Source organism: Ruegeria sp. CDSA077 (genome assembly GCF_059612265.1).
Window position 1 is genome coordinate 1,231,773 of the sequence record NZ_JBXWQG010000001.1, and the last position, 15,120, is coordinate 1,246,892.

General features: G+C 54.3%; 16 protein-coding genes. 11 read left to right on the forward strand and 5 right to left on the reverse strand.

All coding sequences use genetic code 11. The features are described from left to right. The first annotated feature begins 158 nt into the window (after window positions 1-158). A complete protein-coding gene (locus tag AC2FLE_RS06185; RefSeq protein WP_496695834.1) occupies window positions 159-1,385 on the forward strand; it encodes a cytochrome b/b6 domain-containing protein in 1,227 nt (408 codons plus the stop codon). A gap of 58 nt (window positions 1,386-1,443) precedes the next feature. Here AC2FLE_RS06185 and AC2FLE_RS06190 read toward each other — a convergent pair whose 3' ends face one another. Continuing rightward, a complete protein-coding gene (locus AC2FLE_RS06190) occupies window positions 1,444-2,016 on the reverse strand; it encodes a YceI family protein (RefSeq protein ID WP_281971916.1) in 573 nt (190 codons plus the stop codon). A 126-nt stretch (window positions 2,017-2,142) separates the two neighbouring features. Further along, complete coding sequence (locus AC2FLE_RS06195; protein WP_496695836.1) at window positions 2,143-2,661, reverse strand: hypothetical protein; 519 nt, start codon at window positions 2,659-2,661, stop codon at window positions 2,143-2,145. A gap of 285 nt (window positions 2,662-2,946) precedes the next feature. Here AC2FLE_RS06195 and rpsF point away from each other — a divergent pair, with 285 nt between their 5' ends. The 6 genes from rpsF (at window position 2,947) to AC2FLE_RS06225 (ending at window position 6,666) form a co-directional block, all read left to right on the forward strand. Next, the gene (gene rpsF, locus AC2FLE_RS06200; protein ID WP_142633142.1) at window positions 2,947-3,300 is read left to right on the forward strand and encodes a 30S ribosomal protein S6; all 354 of its coding nucleotides are present in this window, start codon (window positions 2,947-2,949) and stop codon (window positions 3,298-3,300) included. Between the two features lie 28 nt (window positions 3,301-3,328). Then, on the forward strand, window positions 3,329-3,556 hold the full coding sequence (gene rpsR / locus AC2FLE_RS06205; RefSeq protein WP_005608650.1) for a 30S ribosomal protein S18: 228 nt from the start codon (window positions 3,329-3,331) through the stop codon (window positions 3,554-3,556). Between the two features lie 12 nt (window positions 3,557-3,568). Further along, complete coding sequence (rplI, locus tag AC2FLE_RS06210) at window positions 3,569-4,189, forward strand: 50S ribosomal protein L9 (protein ID WP_142633139.1); 621 nt, start codon at window positions 3,569-3,571, stop codon at window positions 4,187-4,189. Window positions 4,190-4,341: 152 nt separating this feature from the next. Next, window positions 4,342-4,818, forward strand: coding sequence for a transglycosylase SLT domain-containing protein (locus tag AC2FLE_RS06215; protein WP_281994455.1), 477 nt, complete (start codon window positions 4,342-4,344; stop codon window positions 4,816-4,818). A gap of 191 nt (window positions 4,819-5,009) precedes the next feature. Beyond that, window positions 5,010-5,711: a helix-turn-helix transcriptional regulator gene (locus tag AC2FLE_RS06220; protein WP_185956601.1), complete on the forward strand. Its 702-nt coding sequence runs from the start codon at window positions 5,010-5,012 to the stop codon at window positions 5,709-5,711. A 97-nt stretch (window positions 5,712-5,808) separates the two neighbouring features. Continuing rightward, a complete protein-coding gene (locus AC2FLE_RS06225; protein ID WP_496695839.1) occupies window positions 5,809-6,666 on the forward strand; it encodes an acyl-homoserine-lactone synthase in 858 nt (285 codons plus the stop codon). 98 nt (window positions 6,667-6,764) lie between these two features. Here AC2FLE_RS06225 and tig read toward each other — a convergent pair whose 3' ends face one another. From tig to AC2FLE_RS06240, 3 genes are all read right to left on the reverse strand, one after another. Further along, window positions 6,765-8,096, reverse strand: coding sequence for a trigger factor (gene tig, locus AC2FLE_RS06230; protein ID WP_496695840.1), 1,332 nt, complete (start codon window positions 8,094-8,096; stop codon window positions 6,765-6,767). A gap of 183 nt (window positions 8,097-8,279) precedes the next feature. Continuing rightward, on the reverse strand, window positions 8,280-9,404 hold the full coding sequence (locus tag AC2FLE_RS06235; RefSeq protein ID WP_496695842.1) for a porin: 1,125 nt from the start codon (window positions 9,402-9,404) through the stop codon (window positions 8,280-8,282). A gap of 271 nt (window positions 9,405-9,675) precedes the next feature. Continuing rightward, window positions 9,676-11,463, reverse strand: coding sequence for an NAD(P)H-hydrate dehydratase (locus tag AC2FLE_RS06240; RefSeq protein WP_496695844.1), 1,788 nt, complete (start codon window positions 11,461-11,463; stop codon window positions 9,676-9,678). A gap of 169 nt (window positions 11,464-11,632) precedes the next feature. Between AC2FLE_RS06240 and AC2FLE_RS06245 the strand changes: the two genes are divergently transcribed. From AC2FLE_RS06245 to AC2FLE_RS06260, 4 genes are all read left to right on the forward strand, one after another. Further along, window positions 11,633-11,971 carry a P-II family nitrogen regulator gene (locus AC2FLE_RS06245; RefSeq protein WP_142633129.1) on the forward strand — a complete coding sequence of 113 codons (339 nt, stop codon included), beginning with the start codon at window positions 11,633-11,635 and terminating at the stop codon, window positions 11,969-11,971. 35 nt (window positions 11,972-12,006) lie between these two features. Then, window positions 12,007-13,413 (forward strand): type I glutamate--ammonia ligase, encoded by a 1,407-nt coding sequence (gene glnA, locus AC2FLE_RS06250; RefSeq protein ID WP_142633127.1) that lies wholly within the window; start codon window positions 12,007-12,009, stop codon window positions 13,411-13,413. Window positions 13,414-13,518: 105 nt separating this feature from the next. Further along, a complete protein-coding gene (locus AC2FLE_RS06255; RefSeq protein WP_496695846.1) occupies window positions 13,519-14,163 on the forward strand; it encodes an MSMEG_1061 family FMN-dependent PPOX-type flavoprotein in 645 nt (214 codons plus the stop codon). A gap of 65 nt (window positions 14,164-14,228) precedes the next feature. Further along, entirely contained in the window at window positions 14,229-15,017 is a 789-nt protein-coding gene (locus AC2FLE_RS06260; RefSeq protein ID WP_142633122.1) for a lytic murein transglycosylase, read from the forward strand. The last annotated feature ends 103 nt before the right edge of the window (window positions 15,018-15,120 follow it).

Consider the following 15,120-nt stretch of genomic DNA (forward strand, 5'->3'; position numbering starts at 1 on the left):
ATGACGTTAGGTTGCCGCGGGGTGTAAACCGACAGACCGCGCGGCACAAGCTTTGCCTGATCTCTGCACTTTGGCACCGGCTCTGTGCATCCCTTGCTATTGTGTCCTAGGCTTGTAGCGGTAGGTTGTTGCATACGATCCACCTTCCGGAGCCTCAGATGCCTTCGTCAAACACCTTCTCAAGCTATGGAAGCGTAACCAAGACTTTTCACTGGCTGACAGCGTTACTTATCTTCACCGCATTCCCTCTGGGGTGGGTCGCCAACGGATTGGCCCATGCGATTTATGATCCGGCCATAGCCACAACCGAAGATGACATTGCACGCGCCGCCAGCCTTTTTTCTCTCCATAAAACCGTCGGGGTCACTGTTTTCTTTGTCGCGCTCGCGCGTATCATGTGGGCGATAGCGCAGACCAAACCCGGTCTATTGAACGCCGAGAACAAGCCCGAGGCCTTTGCAGCTGAAACCGTGCATTGGCTGCTTTACGCATCTTTGGTTCTGGCCCCACTAACCGGGTGGACCCATCACGCTGCCGCCGAAGGTTTCGCTCCGATTTTGTGGCCCTTCGGGCAGGGCCTACCCCTTGTACCAAAATCCGAGTATCTGGCAGAGCTGACCGGAAGCCTGCATTGGCTGTTCGTCTGGACACTGGCCGGTTCAGTCGCGCTGCACGTCGCCGGGGCGCTAAAACACCACATTATCGATAAAGACAGCACGCTGCGCCGAATGATGCCGGGCGCCTCGGATGCACCGGAACCGCCAGAGCAAAGCCATTCAATGACCCCCGCATTGGCCTCTTTGGCCATTTGGGGTGCCGTTCTGGTCGGAGGATGGTCAATCGGCGCGTTTGACCACCAATCTACAGCTGGCACAGAGGTCGCAGAACTGACCCAGGTGCAGTCCGACTGGAACGTCCAGGAAGGCAATCTAAGCATTACCATCACCCAGCTGGGCAGCCCGGTAACCGGCAGCTTTTCCGATTGGACCGCTGCAATCGCTTTCGAAGATCCACCCATGCCGGGCCTAGCAGGATCAGCAGATGTCACAATCGCGATAACATCGCTCAAGCTCGGGACAGTCACAGATCAGGCAATGGGTGCTGATTTCTTCGACAGTGCGCAATTTCCAACCGCTCAATTCAAAGCTGATCTCTTCAAAACTGAGGACGGGTACGAAGCGCGCGGCGCGTTGACCATTCGCGACAAGAGTGTGGACGTAGTGTTGCCATTTACCCTCGACCTTCAGGGTGACAGCGCAGCTATTTCAGGACAGCTTGAACTGAACCGGCTGGATTTCGACATCGGCACTTCGCAGTCGACCGAGGATTCGCTGGGTTTTGTTGTTACAGTATCAGTTAATCTTACAGCAAAACGTGGCAACTAAGAAAATGGGCCGCCGAAGGGTTACTCCGGCGGCCTCGTTTCAACTCGTTGTAATGGTACTAGTCGGCCTTCTGGGCTTCGACTGAAATCTGAAGTTCAACTTCGTCGCTTACGAATGGCGCAAACTGACCAAGGTCGAACTCACTACGCACTAAGGTGGTGGTTGCGTCGAAACCGGCCCAGGGCTTTCCTGCCATAGGATGTTCACCCACCTGGTTCAGCTTGGCATCCAGAACAACCGATTTGGTCACGCCGTTCATAGTCAGATCGCCAGTGATGTTGGCAGTGTTTTCGCCCGTGACTTCGATACCAGTAGAGGTAAAGGTCACCATTTCTCCTTCGGTCACACCAAAGAAATCCTCGGACATAAAGTGGTCTTCACGTGGCTTCCAACCGGTAATCATCTCGACCACTGGCATGGATACTGTAACACTGGATGCAGCCGGGTTTTCCTGATCGAACATGATCTCGCCTTCAAACCCCGAGAACATGCCATGGGTGGTCGAGAAGCCAAGGTGGTTATAGCTGAAAAGAACTTGGCTGTGGCTGGAGTCCAGAACGTATTTTTCGGCGCCGGCAAATGCCGTTGTGGCCGAAACCGCGAGCGCTGCTGCAAGAAGGGTGGATTTCATGATAATCTCCGCAATTTTGTAGATGCAAACCTCTTGGGTTGCTCGACAACGAAAATGTGCTGCCCTAGGGCAGCACACAAGTAATATTATTTCACAATATCTGTTCTTAATTGAACAGAATAAAACTCAGGCGAAAATTGTTACACTTCCGCTAAGTTGACCTTTGAGCGCTCGGCTGACATCCGCCGATTCAAGCGGCAATTTCATCAACAGGCTGCCATCCACATCGAACAACTCGATCTGGTCTTCAATGAAACGGGCACCACCCAGGCTGTCATAGCTCCGGCGCAAAACTGTCTGCGGGCGGCCATTTTCATTCTTTTGCAATACCCGGACCTCGCGGCGGATCGGGTCAAAATACGCATCAGGACGCGCGTCCAGAACTTCGATGGTCAGAAGGCTGACACCTACCAGAAGGAACATCAGCGAGGCCGCCAATTTGATCGGCCAGACTTCGGTGGCCATTGCCGTGCTGGGCATCAACCACATGGAAAAGGCAGAAACTATCAGTAGCGCACCGGCCAGACGGGCCAGAACCATCCGAGCTTTCCAATTTGGTGCAAAGCTAATGAGCACCGGCACTGACTTTTCAAAACTTACGCCTGTGGCGGATTTCTCGAAGGTATTTGTGTTAATCGCGGTCATTTTCAGTACCCTGTTTCTCAGGTTGCCGTTCCAACTTTTGTCAGTCCGGTTAATTTCCGGTATACAAAACAACTTTGAGCCGAAAAGCGTCAGGAATTGGGCAGCGCAGAGGAAATAGCGCGACTTCACAAAGGCATCTGTGGCAGGCCTTGCCCCCAGCGTACAAACGTGTATATCGGGCCATCCTTCGCAAACGACATGAATCGCGCAGCCTCTCGTGGCAGGGTCGCGAAGGACGAAACGGCCCCGCCTATGAAATGCGCCTTGATAGAAACAGGAGTGCACATGCCACTATATGAGCATGTAATGATCGCGCGTCAGGATTTGTCCAACGCGCAGGCAGAAAGCCTCGTCGAGCATTTCGGCACCGTTCTGGCTGACAATGGCGGCAACGTCATCGACAGCGAGTACTGGGGTGTCAAGACGATGGCCTACAAGATCAACAAGAACCGCAAGGGTCACTATTCCTTCCTCAAGACCGACGCTCCCGCTGGCGCCGTTCAGGAAATGGAACGCCTGATGCGCCTGCACGACGACGTTATGCGCGTTCTGACCATCAAGGTCGACGAGCACAACGAGGGCCCTTCGGTCCAGATGCAGAAGCGCGACGAGCGCGAAGGCCGCCGCGAGCGCCGTTGATTAACGCCTGAAGAAAGGACACTAAACCATGGCCGCAAAACCATTTTTCCGCCGCCGCAAGGTCTGCCCGTTCTCGGGTGAGAACGCGCCGAAGATCGACTATAAAGACACTCGTCTGCTGCAGCGTTACATCTCTGAGCGTGGCAAGATTGTACCTTCGCGCATCACCGCCGTTTCGGCGAAAAAGCAGCGTGAACTGGCCCGTGCTATCAAGCGCGCCCGCTTCCTCGCCCTGCTGCCCTACGCCGTTAAGTAAGGAGATACTGACATGCAAGTTATCCTGCTGGAACGCGTTGCGAAACTGGGTCAGATGGGCGACGTCGTTGACGTCAAGTCCGGTTATGCCCGCAACTTCCTGTTGCCTCAGGGCAAAGCGCTGAGCGCATCGGACGCCAACATCGCGTCGTTCGAAGCCCAGAAAGCGCAGCTTGAAGCCCGCAACCTGGAATCCAAGAAAGAATCTGAAGCGCTGGCTGAGAAGCTGGACGGACAGCAATTCATCGTGATTCGCTCGGCCTCGGATGCCGGCGCACTGTACGGATCGGTCACCCCGCGTGACGCCGCAGACGCCGCAACCGAAGCAGGTTTCACTGTCGACAAGAAGCAGATTGCCTTGATTGCACCGATCAAGGACCTGGGTCTGCACACAGTCGCAGTTAAACTGCACCCCGAGGTTGAAGTGAAAATCGAAATGAACGTTGCTCGTTCGCAAGAAGAAGCCGAACTACAGGCATCGGGCAAATCGATTCAGGAACTGGCCGCCGAAGAAGAAGCCGCCGCAGAATTCGAAATCGCCGAGCTGTTCGACGATATCGGTTCCGCCGCTTCCGACGACGACGATCTGGTTGCTCAGGATGCTTCGGCCGAAGAAGACGAAGCCAAAGCCTGATCCTCGGGTTTCGAATTGAACAAGAAAGGCCGCACGATCTGTGCGGCCTTTTTTATGCCTCCGCCCGGCGAAATCCAGCTTGGGCCCCGGCCTTTGCTTGCGGTCATCAATAGGTTTCCTATCATCGCATAATAATTATTCGGAGACGATCAATGACATTTCTTCTGCGCCGCAGTGTATTGGCATTATTGATAATTGCACCCTTTGCGGCGTGCGGAGGGCCCGATACCCCAACCCAGAACACGTTTGATCCTCCGCTCTATCCCAACGAAACACCGGAACTGCGGGCCTCCATAAACAAATGGGCCGACCACTACGAAGTGCCGCGCGAACTGGTGCACAAGCTAGCAATTCGCGAAAGCACTCACCGACCTTGGGCTGTGAATCGGCCTTATTATGGCTTGCTGCAAATCCTGCCGGCCACAGCTCGTTCAATGGGATATACTGGAAACGCCAAAGGCCTTTTGGATGCAGACACAAATCTCGAATTTGCCGGGAAATATCTACGGGGCGCTTGGCTATTGTCCGACGGGGACCAGCAACGCGCCATATTCCTTTACGCAAAAGGGTTCTATCCCGAAGCAAAGGCGCGTGGGATGCTGGTCGAAACAGGGTTACGTCCAGAATAACCGGATTTACCCCCAAACGAATCATCTGAGACATGCTGTTTCGGACCATTCTGTTGCCATTACATCGCAATATGACTACACAAGGCGAACAATTTGCTTGCACAATGCCCTGTGGTTGACGCAACGTATACCCCTAAGGACAAGTCTGGCATGTCTTGGGGGAGAGATATGCCGCCACAAGGGTTGGACAGGTGAAACTTATAGATTTGGCCGCGGTCGACCACACAGAGAAGTCGGCCGCTGACGTTATAAACGCCGTCTGCGAAGAGCTTGGCTTCGACTATGCGTCTTATGCCACCTTTAACCCTGTGAAAGGTGATGTGCAGGGCTATGCAAACTATCCAGATGAGTGGAAAATCCACTATGGCAGCCAAGGCTTTCATCACTTCGATCCGACGCTTTATCAATCTGTCCTAAGCATTGCACCCGTTGATTGGGGACGCTTTGATCAGGACGAGAAGTTCAACGCGGTATTCCGTGACGCCCATGATTTTGGCATTAGTTCCAGGGGGTTAACAGTTCCCGTTCGTGGACCTTATGGTGAATGCGGACTGTTAAACGTTACCCGGGACTGTTCGGATTCCGAATGGGATAAGCTAAAGAAACATGTCATGGGTGATCTGCAACTTGCTGCCGTTCAAGCCCACGATACTGTTATGCAATCCGGCTTGCTGGCCAAAGCTCTTTACCTGCCCACACTGTCCACACGCGAACAGGAAATCCTCCAATGGGTAGCTGATGGAAAGTCGCAACAAGATATCGGTGATATTTTGTCTATTTCACACCGTACCGTCGAAGTTCATATGCGGTCCGGGCGTGAAAAGTTGGGCGCACTGACCACCTCACAGGCTATTGGTCGTGCGATCGGCCTGGGCCTAATTGCCCCTGGTTAATCAAAAAAAAAGCACTTCTACGGGAAATCCCTAATAGTCTGCGCTTATTTCTTGGTTAACCTAAACCCTACGGTAACCAGACTGTAGGGGGATGGAAATGATCATCGTTATTGATGGTATTAATCAACATAAGTTCAAAGATGTCTTGGATGACATGTTCAAACTGCGCGCTCGTGTTTTCGGCGATCGCCTTGGTTGGGAGGTCAATATTGAGGATGGGCGCGAGCGCGACCACTTCGATGATCTGCATCCAGCACATGTAGTCAGCATCGACGACGAGGGGGACGTTGTCGGGTGCATGAGACTACTGCAAACCAAAGGACCGCATATGCTGTCCGATGTTTTCCATTCGATCCTGGATGGAGAACCTCCAATTCGGAGCGCGCAAGTCTGGGAAGCCACCCGGTTCTGTGTCGATACTAAAAAACTGGGCCGAGGACGCGGTGAAAACTCTGTATCCTATGTGACCAGCGAAGTTATGATTGGCTCTTTCGAATATGCCAAAGCGGCTGGCGTTCTTGACTCGATCGCGGTGATTGATCCAGTTATGAACCGCGTTCTGCAAAGGTCCGGTAACGCGCCTTATGACTACCTCGGTAGCGCTAAGCCTATGGGTAAAGTCGTCGCCATGGCCGCTTTGATGGACTGCTCAGATGAGAGAATTTCCGGAATTCGGGAATATGCGAACATCGCTCACGATGTATTCCTGACGGACGAGCAGGCAATAGATCTGTATACCAGAAACAAAACACCGGCAGATACAGGTGTGGCGAATTACGACCACCAACCACTAAGCCAGATGGAAAAATACTTTGTCGAACAGATGAATTCGGCAACCACAAAAGCCGAAGTCGAAGCTGTATTGAACCTGATCGAAGCAGTTTCGGATCGGTTCACCCCAGAGCAGAAAACTGCTCTGCTAAGGACCCCCCGTGCTTTTGCTCATGAGGCCTGACCCCCTCACCTCATAAGCATAAAGCCACCCACACGGAGCCGTCTTTTTCAGACGGCTCCGTTTTTTGTGCCCATAAGAATTCTATGGGCAGAAGAGGATTACTCCTCTTCCAATGCCTCTACGGCTTTCTGCAGGTCGTCTTTGCTGACTTCTTTATCCGCAACCTGGGCCAGCTCGACGATATAGTCGATGACTTTGTCTTCGAAGATCGGCGCGCGCAGTTGCTGCTGCATCTGAGCGTTCTGCTGCACGAACTCAAAGAACTGGCGTTCCTGACCAGGGTATTGGCGCGCCTGGTTCATGATCGCTTGGGTCATCTCTGCATCGGTGACTTCAACTTCGGCCTTCTGGCCCAGTTCGGCAAGCAACAGGCCCAAACGCACGCGGCGTTCGGCCAGCTTGTTGTGCTCGTCGGTCGGCTCGATCTCATCGTGGTCGTGGCCTTCCACTTCCGGGTTTTCTTCGTGCCACAGCTGGTGTGCGATCTGCTTGGCCTCGGCATCTACCAGCGACGGTGGCAGATCAAACGAAACCTTCACGTCCAATGCGTCCAACAGAGCACGCTTCATAACCGCCCGCGAAGCACCGCTATATTCCGCTTCCAGACGTTCTGAAATCTGGCCTTTCAGCGCTTCCAAGTCTTCTGCACCAAATTTGGTGGCCAGCTCGTCGTTGATCTCGGCGGCGACGGGTTCTTTCACATCCTTGACGGTGCAGGTAAACACAGCATCTTTGCCGGCCAGATGCTCGGCACCGTACTCTTCGGGGAAAGTGACGTTTACGTCTTTTTCTTCCTCGGCCTTTACGCCAACCAGCTGCTCTTCAAAACCGGGGATGAAGCTGTTGGAGCCCAAAACCAACGGATAGTCTTCAGCGGATCCGCCCTCGAACTCTTCGCCATCAACTTTGCCAACAAAATCAAACACAATTTGGTCGCCGTCCTTGGCTTTCGAGCCTTTGCGGCGGGATTTGAAATCCTGCGCAGTTTCGGCCAGGTTGCCCAGAGCTTCTTCAACGGCCGCGTCATCGGCTTTGACAACCAGCTTTTCCAATTCAACCGATTTCAGGTCGACCTCAGGGATGGCAGGCAGGGCCTCATAAGACATCTCGACATGTACGTCGTCGCCTTCTTTCCAATCCTCATTGGTCATCTTCACCTGAGGCTGAAGTGCCGGACGCTCACCGCTGTCTTCGAAATGCTGGTTCATTGCACCGTCGATGCTTTCTTGCATCGCCTCGCCAAGCAGACGCTGACCGAACTGCTTTTTCAACAGTGCCATCGGTACCTTGCCTTTGCGGAAGCCCTTCATCTCGACTTCAGGCTGTGCTTCGACCAGTTTCTCGTTAACTTTGTCGTCCAGCTCAGCTGCGGATACGACAATGTTATAGCCGCGTTTCAGACCTACGTTCAGCGTCTCGGTAACCTGCATTATGGTAGTCCCCATAGGATTCGGGGCGCGCAAAACGGCGCGCCGGGCAAATTTGAGGCCTTCTATTTGCCCAGCCGCCCGCGTGCAAGGGGCAAAGCCCGGATCAGCCTTGTTTTGCCGCCGATTTGACCAAAAAAGCGCCCCGGACCTGGCCGGAGCGTTCTTGAGGAATTGTTCGCGGGATCAGAACTTCCAGCGCGCACCCAGCACCCAAGCCTCGTTGTCATCGAAACTCGTGGTGTCATCGAAATCATGGTTACGGTATTTCAAATAGGCATCGGTATTGATACTGTCGATGCGCTGTACGACAGCAATACCCCAGGCCTTCGTACTTGAGCCGTCGATCGAGAAATCAGATCCGTCGAAATAGTCGATGCCGATACCAGTCTTACCCCATGACACCCAATCGTCTTCATACGCAAGCTTCGCATACCAATAATTCGGGTCACTGGCACCGCTGGGAGTGTCATCTCTTGTACCCAAAGCTGCGGTTACGCTGAAACCACTGGGCAGCAGAACCGAGGCGGACCCGATTGTGTCTTTTCTCTCCCCGGATCCGCTATCGTAATCGCGCACGGCGTAGGCGAGGGATGCAGCAATCTCCACCCCGTTGGATAAGGTATTTCCATAGGACACCGACACATCGTAGTAATCATCGTCATCGCTGCTGGACAGGATGTTTTGACCATAGGCTATGGCTGCTGAAAACCCATTGAAATCCGGCGTGTCATAGCGAATGCGCCCGCGCCGTGATCCATCGAAGTTATCAGAGGTGTCACCAACGGTAATGCCGCTGAGCATACCATCAGCCTCACGGTAGAAAAATGCGCCGTTCTCATCGTTGGTAAAGGAATAGAGCGCGGTACCAACATAGGACAGATCGGATTCTGCCGCCCCGTCCGAGGCCATGCTGCCCTGCCCGGCAGAAAATTTACCATAGCCGCCCTTCAACGCAAAATCGACGTGCCGAATATCTTCACGGTTCCAACCATCGGCATTTGTCCCATCCTGGTTGGCGCTCCCCGTGCTCGGCAGGCCCAGACCGGATTCGAAACGGAAGGTAAACTCATTGCTACCGTAGGGTTGCATCAAAAACAGCCCTACCCGGCTGTTGGACAGATCATTGTCCAGCAAACGGGTTTCCGTCTCATCCCCGTCGTCAACTGAGACAATTACGGGGTTGAACTGGCCATACAGCTCAACATAACCGCCGCTGTTGTTGTTATATCTAAGCTCCGCCGCTGCTGGGATGGCCGATGCAGCGGTCAGACAAGTCGCAATCGTGCTTATCGATACTTTCTGGGTCATAGTCATTCACCATAATGGATCCATTTACGGGCACTGCTCGCTTGTGCGCGATTTCTCTATGATCCCCTGTCTCGGGCCCATTCAGCTCGCGCATCTTGTGCGAATATAACCGCAGCTGAAGGGTGTTAATTTGATCTACTTCAAAACGATAGAATATATGTCATCCAAGTCACCCAGACCGCTTGCCGCAATACTGACGCCTGACCTGAATTTCACCATACGCTCATTTTGGGACATCGAATACTGCAGCGGCGGATTTTCGCCGAGGCGATTAAGGACCTACTTCCCGCAAAACCCGTGGCAACTGTTCGGGCAAATCTTCAGCGATCAACCCCGGCCCGAAGGATCGCGCACATTCCACATGCAGCCATGCCGCAGTTTCCGCGGCCTGCAAAGGCGAGAACCGCCGCGCCAGCAACCCGGTGATAAACCCCGCCAACACGTCGCCGGCCCCGGCTGTCGCCAACCAGGGCGCCGCACGTTCATAAACGGCCGAATTCACTGAGCATCGGCCGTTCGGATCCGCAATCACGGTATCGGGTCCCTTGAACAGAACCACGCACCCTGCCCGCCTGGCAGCCTCTCGGGTGGCGTCAACCTTAGAGTAGGCCGGGCCTTTGGTGGGAACCGCCTTCAACTTTTCCGAGATATCCGGGAACAGCCGCGCGAACTCGCCCCCGTGCGGGGTCAACACGCAACCGTCATGCAGCATGTCGAACAACGTCAGCGGGTCGTCTGCAAACGCCGTCAGTGCGCCCGCATCCAAAACTGTCGCTCGTTTTGAGGCCAAGGCAACAGGCACCAAATGCCGTGCTCGCTCCAGACCTAAACCGGGGCCAAGACACAAAGCATTCAAGCGCTCATCTTCAAGGGTTTCCGACAGTGCATTATCATCTTCAACCCGCCGCAACATGATCGCGGTTACCTGCGCCGCAACTTCCATCTGTGCCGCCGGAGGAACACCCAATGTCACCAACCCGGCCCCAATCCGCAAAGCACCCCGCGCCGCCAATCGCGCCGCGCCGGTCTTGCCAGAACCACCGGACAGGATCAGCGCATGTCCATGGGAATACTTGTGTTGTTGTTTGAATTTGGGCAAGCGATAAAGCGGCAACCCAACCCATGTTCGCTCGTCCTTCACGCGGCCAGGTGCTTCGGCAAGGGTTAGAAAAGCAGGTCGGCTCGCCCTGCGAAAAGGCTTGGGACCTAATGTGAACGCACTGTCGTATGGTTCACCGTTAAAGCGGCAACGCTGCGTGGAAATACCGATGTCTTTCACAACAAGCTTGCCGCACAAATCCGGTCCTTGCGCCAGAAAATGCCCAGGCTTTGGGCTGTCAAAACACACTGTCAACCAAGCAAAACGGTCATGCAAAGCACGCGCGCCGCCCGCAGGAGCTACCTTGTTTCGCATCTCTGCGGGTACACCGTCCAAAAATTCGCGAGGCCATAGGTTCAATGGCTCTTGATGCAACACCCGCCCGCTGTCCAAACACAAGCCGGATGGGGCATCTATGCTGACCAGGCGGTCGGTATAGTGGTCCCCGTTCACACCAGAAAGATGCCGAACGACCTTGAACAATTCTCCGTCCAAGCCGCGCTTCAGCCCCGTCCCAAACAGAGCATCAACGTAAAGATCGGCAGAACCACCCTTGCGCATGTCCTTTTCAGTCAGCGGTATAACTTCCCCCAACTCCTGCCACCGCTCATAATTCACCCGCGCATCCGGCGGCAGCTTCTCTAGGTCGCCATACAGAAACACCGCGACTTCCCACCCTTGCTCCCGCAAAAGCCTGGCCACGACGAACCCGTCCCCGCCGTTGTTTCCTGGCCCACACAAGACAACTGCCCGCAACGGATCCTCTTCATCTGGCCCCGGATACCTCAGAGAACGCGAGGGGCGGGCCCCTCGCCTGTTCAACTCTGGCCACTCCTCGAAAATCGCCTCGACAACACCCTGCCCAGCCCGTTCCATCAGCTCAAGACCGGTCACCTCACCGGACTCAATGGCCGCTTGTTCGATCGCCCGCATCTGTGCTGCAGTCAGTAAATCTGTCATGCTGAACCCTCGTGCGATTCTATTTTGACTATTTTTTGTGCAAACTGTTCAAAATTTCACCGGCCATCCAATTTCCATGCAACCTGGCATCGCCATTTTCTCATTCACATTGCCGCCCGATCTTAGACGTGGTCAGTGCCATCCTGACAAGAGTTAAAGGGAGCCCGGTATGAAGAAGATCGAAGCGATCATCAAGCCGTTCAAACTGGACGAAGTGAAAGAGGCGCTGCAGGACGTCGGAGTCCAGGGCCTCAGCGTGATCGAGGTCAAGGGGTTTGGCCGTCAGAAAGGTCACACTGAACTTTACCGCGGCGCGGAATATGTGGTCGACTTTCTGCCCAAGGTGAAGGTCGAGGTTGTGCTGGACGACGATCTGGTCGATGCCGCCATCGAAGCCATCGTTTCCGCCGCCAAAACCGACAAGATCGGCGACGGCAAGATCTTTGTCTCACCCGTCGAACAAGCAATTCGCATCCGTACCGGCGAAACCGGTTCGGACGCACTGTAACAAGACCAAATCTTCAATTCAGAGGAATCAAGAGAATGAGCAAGGACGCAGTTCTTCAGCTAATCAAGGACGAAGGCGCCGAGTATGTCGACGTCCGCTTCACTGACCCGCGCGGCAAACTGCAGCACGTCACCCTGGTGGCCGATCAGGTAGATGAAGACTTCCTTGAAGAAGGCTTCATGTTCGATGGCTCTTCCATCGCTGGCTGGAAGTCCATCGAAGCCTCGGACATGAAACTGATGGTCGATACCAACAGCGCCTATGTCGATCCGTTCTACGCAGAGAAAACCATCTGCGTGCATTGCTCAGTTGTCGAGCCCGACACCGGCGAAGCTTATGAGCGTGACCCGCGCGGCACCGCCCAGAAAGCCGAAGCCTACTTGAAGGCAACCGGTATCGGCGACGTGGCCTATATGGGCCCAGAGGCAGAATTCTTCCTGTTCGACGATGTGCGTTTTTCCAACAGCATCAACAAAGTATCCTACGAAGTTGATGCAACTGATGCGTCCTGGAACACCGACACCGAATACGAGATGGGCAACATGGGCCACCGCCCGGGCGTTAAGGGCGGTTACTTCCCGGTCAACCCGATCGACGAAGCCCAGGATCTGCGTTCGGAAATGCTGTCGACCATGAAGCGTCTGGGCATGAAGGTCGACAAGCATCACCACGAGGTTGCGTCGTGCCAGCACGAGCTTGGCCTGATCTTTGACAGCCTGACCAAACAGGCAGATGAGCTGCAGAAGTTCAAATACATCATCCACAACGTGGCGCATGCATACGGCAAATCGGCGACCTTCATGCCGAAGCCAATCGCAGGCGACAACGGTACCGGCATGCATGTGAACATGTCGATCTGGAAGGACGGCAAGCCTCTGTTTGCTGGCGACAAGTATGCTGATCTGTCGGACGAGGCACTGTTCTTCATCGGTGGTATCCTGAAGCACGCCAAGACATTGAATGCCTTCACCAACCCGGCGACCAACAGCTACAAGCGACTGATCCCCGGATTTGAAGCCCCCGTCCTGCGTGCTTACTCGGCTCGTAACCGTTCGGGTTGTGTCCGTATTCCATGGACCGAAAGCCCGAAAGCCAAGCGCGTCGAAGCCCGCTTCCCTGATCCGGCCGCAAACCCCTACCTGGCGTTTGCCGCGCTGCTGATGGCTGGTCTCGACGGCATCAAGAACAAGATCGATCCGGGTGAAGCCATGGACAAGAACCTGTACGATCTGCCGGCCGAAGAGCTGGCCGACATCCCGACGGTTTGCGGTTCACTGCGTGAAGCTCTGGAAGCCCTGGCATCGGATCACGACTTCCTGCTGCAGGGCGACGTGTTCACTAAAGACCAGATCGACGGCTACATCGCACTGAAGATGGACGAAGTCGAAACCTACGAACACACGCCGCATCCGGTTGAATACGGCATGTATTACAGCTGCTAATCCAGCATTTTCGACGAAAATTCTATAGGGGCGTCCATCAGGCGCCCCTTGTTTCGTTTGGCCCGATCTTTCACACTTGCCATTACCCCGGTTAGGAGAGATCGCATGTCAGCCGAAACCGCATTCGCCCCGTTCTCGGATTTCGTCACTTCGAAAGAGGAACTGGAACGCATCACCGGCGCGCCCCTTCCCCAGATCATCGCCAAGGAACAAGCCGCGCTGGACGACATGTGTCGCGACTTTATCGCCAAGTCGACCTTCTGCCTGATAGCTTCGGCCAATCCGGGTGGTTATCTGGATATCTCTCCTCGTGGGGATCCCGAAGGGTTTGTTCGGGTGATCTCAGACACTCTGATCGCCATTCCCGACCGCCCAGGCAACAAGCGGACTGACACGTTTCACAATATAATACAGGACCCGCGTGTTAGTGTGATCTTCCTAGTGCCTGGCAAGTTGGAGACTTTGCGCATCCGAGGAACCGCGCGCATATGTATTGACCAGGACTTGCTGAACAGTATGGCAGTGAATAATCGCGCGCCTAAGCTAGCCCTTATGATTCATATCGAGACCGCTTTTGCACATTGCCCTAAATGCGTCATCCGGTCGGATCTGTGGCAACCTGAAAACTGGCCAGATTCATCAGGGCTTCCCAATATGAACGCCATGATGGTCAAGCACGCCAAAATCGACAAAACGCCGGATGAATGGTTTGATAGCCTGAAGGGCACCGGGGAACTCGACCTTTATTAACCCCTTTTCGTGTGCGGCTTCCCTGCCTAGGCTGCCCCTGTCATTTCATTGGATCGGATTACAAGATGCTTCGGCTTGCTCTTATTTTGGCAATTTCTCTACCTGGCTTTGCGGCAGCGGCCCCCTGTGGCAACACCGGGAATGGATTTGAGACCTGGAAGCGGGATTTCGCGAAGCAGGCCCAGCGCGCGGGAGTAAAAAAGAAGGGATTGCAGGCGCTGAGCCAAAGCCAATATGCCACCCGAACCATTGCTGCGGACAGAAACCAAAAGAGTTTTAAATACTCGCTGGACAAATTCATGCAGATACGCGGCGCGGATACTATCGTTGCACAAGGCCGCAAGCGCAAAGCAAGGAACCCTCAGTTCTATGCGACGCTTGAGCGTCAGTATGGGGTACCAGCAGGCGTCCTGATCGCTATCCACGGAATGGAAACAGGATTTGGGAATTTCATGGGCGACAGTCAGGTTGTGTCAGCAATAACCACTTTGGCTTACGATTGTCGCCGATCCGAGTTCTTTGTCCCTCACGCCATTGGAGCACTGAAACTGGTCGATCAAGGCAGCATTACGACCAACACCGTTGGTGCCAAACACGGAGAACTGGGACATACACAGTTTCTGCCGGGCAATGCCCTGGAATACGGTGTGGATGCCACGGGTGACGGTCAGGTCGATTTCTACAATATGACCGATGCGCTGGCCTCGACCGCTAATTTCCTGCGTAAAAAGGGCTGGAAGCCCGGACGCGGATATCAACCGGGCCAACCGAATTTTGCGGTCATTCAACAGTGGAATGCCGCGACGGTGTACCAAGAATCCATCGCAATAATGGCTGCTCGAATCGACGGATGATTGTGTCGGTCTGTCCTGTAGGGCGACCGCAATTCAGACACATTGTCGCCACAGACGCTAAATAGCCCTTAAAATGCCTAGGTTTCCAATGCGTAATCAATCT

Excerpts from the sequence above, each read along its gene's own strand:
- AC2FLE_RS06195 (WP_496695836.1), bottom strand. The coding sequence starts at position 2,661 with ATGACCGCGATTAACACAAATACCTTCGAGAAATCCGCCACAGGCGTA.
- AC2FLE_RS06260 (WP_142633122.1), top strand. The coding sequence starts at position 14,229 with ATGCTTCGGCTTGCTCTTATTTTGGCAATTTCTCTACCTGGCTTTGCG.
- AC2FLE_RS06235 (WP_496695842.1), bottom strand. The coding sequence starts at position 9,404 with ATGACCCAGAAAGTATCGATAAGCACGATTGCGACTTGTCTGACCGCT.
- AC2FLE_RS06215 (WP_281994455.1), top strand. The coding sequence starts at position 4,342 with ATGACATTTCTTCTGCGCCGCAGTGTATTGGCATTATTGATAATTGCA.
- rpsF (WP_142633142.1), top strand. The coding sequence starts at position 2,947 with ATGCCACTATATGAGCATGTAATGATCGCGCGTCAGGATTTGTCCAAC.
- glnA (WP_142633127.1), top strand. The coding sequence starts at position 12,007 with ATGAGCAAGGACGCAGTTCTTCAGCTAATCAAGGACGAAGGCGCCGAG.
- AC2FLE_RS06255 (WP_496695846.1), top strand. The coding sequence starts at position 13,519 with ATGTCAGCCGAAACCGCATTCGCCCCGTTCTCGGATTTCGTCACTTCG.
- AC2FLE_RS06190 (WP_281971916.1), bottom strand. The coding sequence starts at position 2,016 with ATGAAATCCACCCTTCTTGCAGCAGCGCTCGCGGTTTCGGCCACAACG.
- tig (WP_496695840.1), bottom strand. The coding sequence starts at position 8,096 with ATGCAGGTTACCGAGACGCTGAACGTAGGTCTGAAACGCGGCTATAAC.
- rplI (WP_142633139.1), top strand. The coding sequence starts at position 3,569 with ATGCAAGTTATCCTGCTGGAACGCGTTGCGAAACTGGGTCAGATGGGC.
- rpsR (WP_005608650.1), top strand. The coding sequence starts at position 3,329 with ATGGCCGCAAAACCATTTTTCCGCCGCCGCAAGGTCTGCCCGTTCTCG.
- AC2FLE_RS06185 (WP_496695834.1), top strand. The coding sequence starts at position 159 with ATGCCTTCGTCAAACACCTTCTCAAGCTATGGAAGCGTAACCAAGACT.
- AC2FLE_RS06240 (WP_496695844.1), bottom strand. The coding sequence starts at position 11,463 with ATGACAGATTTACTGACTGCAGCACAGATGCGGGCGATCGAACAAGCG.
- AC2FLE_RS06225 (WP_496695839.1), top strand. The coding sequence starts at position 5,809 with ATGATCATCGTTATTGATGGTATTAATCAACATAAGTTCAAAGATGTC.
- AC2FLE_RS06245 (WP_142633129.1), top strand. The coding sequence starts at position 11,633 with ATGAAGAAGATCGAAGCGATCATCAAGCCGTTCAAACTGGACGAAGTG.